This window comes from Thermodesulfobacteriota bacterium (genome assembly GCA_040756475.1).
Lineage (GTDB): Bacteria > Desulfobacterota > Deferrisomatia > Deferrisomatales > JACRMM01 > JBFLZB01.
In genome coordinates this window covers 1-5,376 of record JBFLZB010000250.1, presented here as the reverse complement: position 1 = coordinate 5,376, position 5,376 = coordinate 1, and the positions used below count along the sequence as shown (strand labels likewise).

At 66.9% G+C, this 5,376-nt stretch carries 6 protein-coding genes; all 6 read left to right on the top strand.

Annotated elements, in window-relative coordinates:
* Window positions 1-1,133 (top strand): molybdopterin-dependent oxidoreductase (locus AB1578_21680; GenBank protein MEW6490509.1); only part of this gene is annotated, 1,133 nt, incomplete at its 5' end.
* A gap of 141 nt (window positions 1,134-1,274) precedes the next feature.
* Entirely contained in the window at window positions 1,275-2,282 is a 1,008-nt protein-coding gene (nuoH, locus tag AB1578_21675; protein MEW6490508.1) for an NADH-quinone oxidoreductase subunit NuoH, read from the top strand.
* Window positions 2,283-2,312: 30 nt separating this feature from the next.
* Complete coding sequence (gene nuoI, locus AB1578_21670; GenBank protein MEW6490507.1) at window positions 2,313-2,714, top strand: NADH-quinone oxidoreductase subunit NuoI; 402 nt, start codon at window positions 2,313-2,315, stop codon at window positions 2,712-2,714.
* Between the two features lie 177 nt (window positions 2,715-2,891).
* Window positions 2,892-3,398: an NADH-quinone oxidoreductase subunit J gene (locus tag AB1578_21665; GenBank protein MEW6490506.1), complete on the top strand. Its 507-nt coding sequence runs from the start codon at window positions 2,892-2,894 to the stop codon at window positions 3,396-3,398.
* A 61-nt stretch (window positions 3,399-3,459) separates the two neighbouring features.
* A complete protein-coding gene (nuoK, locus tag AB1578_21660; GenBank protein ID MEW6490505.1) occupies window positions 3,460-3,762 on the top strand; it encodes an NADH-quinone oxidoreductase subunit NuoK in 303 nt (100 codons plus the stop codon).
* A gap of 21 nt (window positions 3,763-3,783) precedes the next feature.
* A partial coding sequence (gene nuoL, locus AB1578_21655; protein ID MEW6490504.1) for an NADH-quinone oxidoreductase subunit L occupies window positions 3,784-5,376 on the top strand: 1,593 nt, incomplete at its 3' end.

Sequence of the window (5,376 nt, the reverse complement as noted above, 5' to 3'; positions counted from 1 at the left end):
GCACCGACGCGGTCAAGGCCCTGGCGAACCTGGCCATGCTCTGCGGCAACGTGGGGGTGGCGGGCGGGGGGCTCAATCCGCTCCGGGGCCAGAACAACGTGCAGGGCGCCTGCGACATGGGCGCCCTGCCCAACGTGCTCACGGGCTACCAGCGGGTGGACAACGAGGAGGCCGCGGCCAAGTTCGAGCAGGCCTGGGGCAGGAAGCTCCCCCGCAAGCCCGGGCTCACGGTCACCGAGGCTACCCACGGCGCCCTGGAGGGGACGGTCAAGGCCCTCTACGTCATGGGCGAGAACCCCATGATCACCGACCCCGACGTACGGCACGTGGAGCAGGCGCTGGATAAGCTCGAGCTCCTGGTCGTCCAGGACATCTTCCTCACCGAGACCGCCGCCAAGGCCCACGTGGTGCTCCCCGCCTGCTCGTTTGCGGAGAAGGACGGCACGTTTGCCAACACCGAGCGCCGGGTCCAGCGGGTGCGGGCCGCCGTGGCGCCCCGGGGCGAGTCGCGCCCCGACTGGGAGATCTTCCAGGAGCTCGCGTCGCGCATGGGCTACAAGATGGACTACGGGGGGCCGTCGGAGATCTTCGACGAGATCGCCTCGCTGACCCCGAGCTACGCCGGCATCGACTACGCCCGCATCGAGCGCCAGGGCCTCCAGTGGCCCTGCCCTTCCAAGGACCACCCCGGCACGCCCATCCTCCACGTGGGCAAGTTCACCCGGGGCAAGGGGCTCTTCGCCCCCATCGCGTTCCGGGGAGCCGACGAGAAGGTGGACGCCCAGTTCCCCCTGCTCCTCACCACCGGCCGGGAGCACGCCCACTACCACTCGGGCACCATGACCCGGCGATGCGGGCGGATCAACGACTGCTTCCCCGAGGGCTTCATGGAGGTGCACCCGGCAGACGCGGCGAAGCTGGGCCTCCAGGACGGGGACGACGTCAAGGTGGCCTCGCGCCGAGGCCAGATCGAGACCAGGATCAAGGTGATCGATCGCACGGCGCCGGGCACGGTCTTCCTGAGCTTCCACTACAGCGAGTCGCCGGTGAACGTGCTCACCAACCCGGCCGTGTGCCCCACGGCCAAGATCCCGGAGTACAAGGTGTGCGCGGTGCGGGTGGAGAAGGCGTAGCGGGGAGAGGCGAAGAGTGAAAAGTGAAGGGTGAACAGTGGGAGGTGAGGGGTCCCGCCGGGAGCTGACGTTCCGGCAGCAGGCGAAGCCCCATTCACGTTTCACCTTTCACGTTTCACTTCCGAGCGAAGCGAGGAACTTATGGTTGCCTTCCTGATCGAGAGCGTCGTCAAGGTGGTGGTGGTCTTCGGCGTGCTGATGCTGATGGTGGCCTACACCACCTGGCTCGAGCGCCGGGTGCTCGGCAGGGTGCAGGTGCGCCGGGGCCCCAACCGGGTGGGCCCCTTCGGGCTCCTCCAGCCCATCGCCGACGGCATCAAGGGGTTCTTCAAAGAAGACATCGTCCCGGCCAACGCCGACAAGCTGACGTACATCCTGGCGCCGGCGCTCTCCATCATCCCGGCGATCCTCATCGTCTCGGTGATCCCCTTCGGGGAGTCGGTGACGCTGTTCGGCCGGGAGATCTTTCTGCGGGTTGCCGACATCAACGTCGCGGTCCTGTTCATCTTCGGACTCGCGAGCCTCGGGGAGTTCGGGGTGGTGCTGGGGGGCTGGGGGTCGAACAACCGTTACGGGCTCCTGGGGTCGCTGCGGGCGGCGGCCCAGATGGTGAGCTACGAGCTGGCGCTGGGCTTTACACTGATCAGCGTGATCATGGTGAGCGGGAGTCTCTCCCTCGTGCAGATCGTGGAAGGGCAGAGCCACGTCTGGAACGTGTTCAAGCCGATCCTGTGGCTGCCGTTCGCCCTGTACCTGGTGTGCGGCCTGGCCGAGATCAACCGCACCCCCTTCGACATGCCCGAGGCGGAGAGCGAGCTCGCGTGCGGGTTCAACATCGAGTACTCGAGCATGAAGTTCGCCATGTTCTTCATGGCCGAGTACGCCCACATGATCTCGCTCGCGGCGCTCATCACCTGCCTGTTCCTGGGCGGCTGGAACCTGCCCTTCGGGTGGGAGGCCCCCTTCGTCCCGAAGGTGACGTGGTTCCTGCTCAAGGTGTTCGTGCTGGTCTTCTTCTTCATCTGGGAGCGGGGCACCTTTCCCCGGTTCCGGTACGACCAGGTGATGAACCTGGGGTGGAAGGTCCTCATCCCCCTGTCCATCGCCAACGTGGTCGCGGTGGGCCTGTACTACACGGTGTTCGCGTAGCCTGCGCGGCGCGAGCACGGGAGAGACGAGATGGCGGTCATTACCCCGCTCCTGAAGGGCCTGGCGTTTACCCTGAGCCGCTTCTTCTCCAAACCGGTGACCATCCAGTACCCGGAGGAAAAGCGCGAGCCCGCCGAGCGCTGGCGGGGGCTGCACCGGCTCAAGAGCGAGAACGGGCGCTTGAAGTGCGTGGCCTGCGGGCTATGCGAGGCGGTGTGCCCGGCAAGTGTCATCACCGTGGAGGCCAAGGAGACCCCCGACGGCCGCCGCTTTCCGGAGCGGTTCGTGGTCGAGGTGACCCGGTGCATCTTCTGCGGGTACTGCGAAGAGGCCTGCCCCAAGGACGCCATCGAGCTCACGCGCAACTACGAGTTTTGCGGGTACACCCGGGAAGAGTTCCACATGACCCGCGACGTGCTGGCCAAGAACTAGCAGGGAGCTGAAAACCCCCCTCCCTGGGGTTTTCAGCTACGGGTTCTCGGGGACGGCCCCTTCGAACCCTCTCGAATCACAGCGCTCTTCAAGCGCCATGATTCGGCGCCCCCTCCATGGGGCGCACGCAGGCTGCTTTTTCAGCAGCCTGCTAGGTCCGCGACGGAGGACGCATCCATGGCCGTTGTGCTCTTTTTCGTCTTCGGAGGCCTGGCGGTGCTCGGCGCGCTGGGGGTGCTGGCCTGCCGAAACCCGATCCACTCGGCCATGTCCCTGGTGGGGACCATGGTGAGCCTGGCGGTGATCTACCTCTTGCATCACGCCGAGTTCATCTTCGCCATCCAGCTCATGGTGTACGCCGGAGCGGTGATGATGCTGGTCGTGTTCGTCATCATGCTGCTCGACATCCAGCGGGAGTCGACACCGGGGCCGCGGCTCTCGGGCGGGAAGATCATCGGCCTGGTGTGGGCGGGCCTGCTCTTCGTCCTCCTGGTGGTCCCCCTGGGCGCCCGGCTCACCGGGGCCGTCGGGCCCATGACGGTGGAGACCCTGATGGAGGTGGGGAGCGTGGAGTTCCTGGCCGGGCAGCTCTTCACCACCTATCTCTTGCCCTTCGAGGCGGCCGGCATCCTGCTCCTGGTGGGGCTCGTGGGGGCCGTGGCGCTCGCGAAGAAGAAGCTGTGAGCGGCGGATTGGGGACGGCGGCGGGCAGCTGGGGCCGGGAAGGCCGGGAAGGAAGGACGCGATGATACCCCTCGAATACTCCATGACCCTCTCGGCGGTGCTCTTCACCCTGGGGGCGGTGGGCGTGCTGCTCCGGCGCAACGTGATCGTGCTGCTCATGTGCATCGAGCTCATGCTCAACGGCGTGAACCTGGCCTTCGTCGCCCTGGCCGACCACCTCAACAGCGTCGAGGGACTCATCTACGTGATCTTCGTGATGACGGTGGCCGCGGCCGAGGCCGCGGTGGGCCTGGCCATCATCGTGTCCCTGTACCGGACCCGGGGCACGGTGCACGCGGACGAGCTCGATCTGCTCAAGGGCTGAGCGCCCAAAAAGGACGCGGCGATGCAAGAACACACTTGGGGCTACATCTGGCTCATCCCCTTCCTCCCCTTGGTGGGCGCGCTCGTCAACGGCCTGCTGGGGAAGCGGCTGCCCAAGAGCCTGGTCTCGGGGATCGCGTGCGGGAGCATCTTCCTGTCGTTCTTGCTCTCGGTGTGGGGCTTCATGACCCTGCGCGCGCTCCCGGAAAACGAGCGGGTGCTCACCCAGACCCTCTTCGAGTGGATCGCAGCGGGCTCGCTCAAGGTGGATCTGGCCTACCTGCTCGACCCGCTCAGCTGCGTCATGATCCTGGTGGTGACGGGGGTGGGCTTCCTGATCCACGTGTACTCCGTGGGGTACATGAGCCACGACCCGGGGTACGCCCGGTACTTCTCGTACCTGAACCTGTTTAGCTTCGCCATGCTCACCCTGGTGCTGGGGAGCAACTTCCTGGTGATGTTCGTGGGCTGGGAGGGCGTGGGGCTGTGCTCCTACCTCCTCATCGGGTTCTGGTTCGAGGACGCCGCCAAGGCCGCGGCGGGCATGAAGGCCTTCATCGTCAACCGGATCGGCGACTTCGGCTTCCTCCTGGCCATGTTCCTCATCTTCGTCCACTTCGGAACCCTGGACTTCCGCACCGTCATGTCCCAGGCCCCGGCGACCCTGGCCCTGGGCGGGGCCCTGGTGACCGCCATCACGCTGCTGCTCTTCGTGGGCGCCACGGGCAAGAGCGCCCAGATTCCCCTCTACGTGTGGCTTCCCGACGCCATGGCCGGCCCCACCCCGGTCTCCGCCCTCATCCACGCGGCTACCATGGTAACGGCAGGCGTGTATATGATCGGGCGCTCGGCGGTGCTCTACTCGCTCGCGCCCACCTCCATGGCCGTGGTGGCGACGATCGGCGCGGTGACGGCGCTCTTTGCCGGCACCATTGCGCTCACCCAGAACGACATCAAGAAGGTGCTGGCCTACTCCACGGTGAGCCAGCTCGGGTACATGTTCATCGGGATGGGGGTCGGGGCCTACGTGGCCGGCATCTTCCACCTCATGACCCACGCCTTCTTCAAGGCCTGCCTCTTCCTGGGGTCCGGGTCGGTGATCCACGGCATGGGCGGCGAGCAGGACATGCGCAAGATGGGGGGGCTTCGGGCCCACATGCCCCACACCTACCTTACCTTCCTCGTGGCGACGATCGCCATTGCGGGGATCCCGCCACTGGCCGGGTTCTTCTCGAAGGACGAGATCCTCTGGATGGCCTGGTCCAACGGGTTCCAGTTCCAGTGGCTGCTCGGGTTCGCCGGGGCGGGGCTCACGGCCTTCTATATGTTCCGGCTGGTGTTCATGACCTTCTTCGGCCCCGAGAAGTTCGACCACCACCACGTGCACGTGCACGAGTCTCCCGCGAGCATGACGGTGCCCCTGTGGCTCCTGGCCGTCCTCTCGGTGGTCGGGGGCTGGGTGGGCATCCCGGCGGCCCTGGGCGGGGCGAACCACTTCCACCACTGGCTCGCGCCGGTGCTCGACGTGGCCTCCCCGGCGGCGATCCACGCCGCGGCCGAGCTGGGAGGCGTCGGCCCGGCCGCAGCGTGGGCGGCGGGGGCGGCGGGGGCGGCC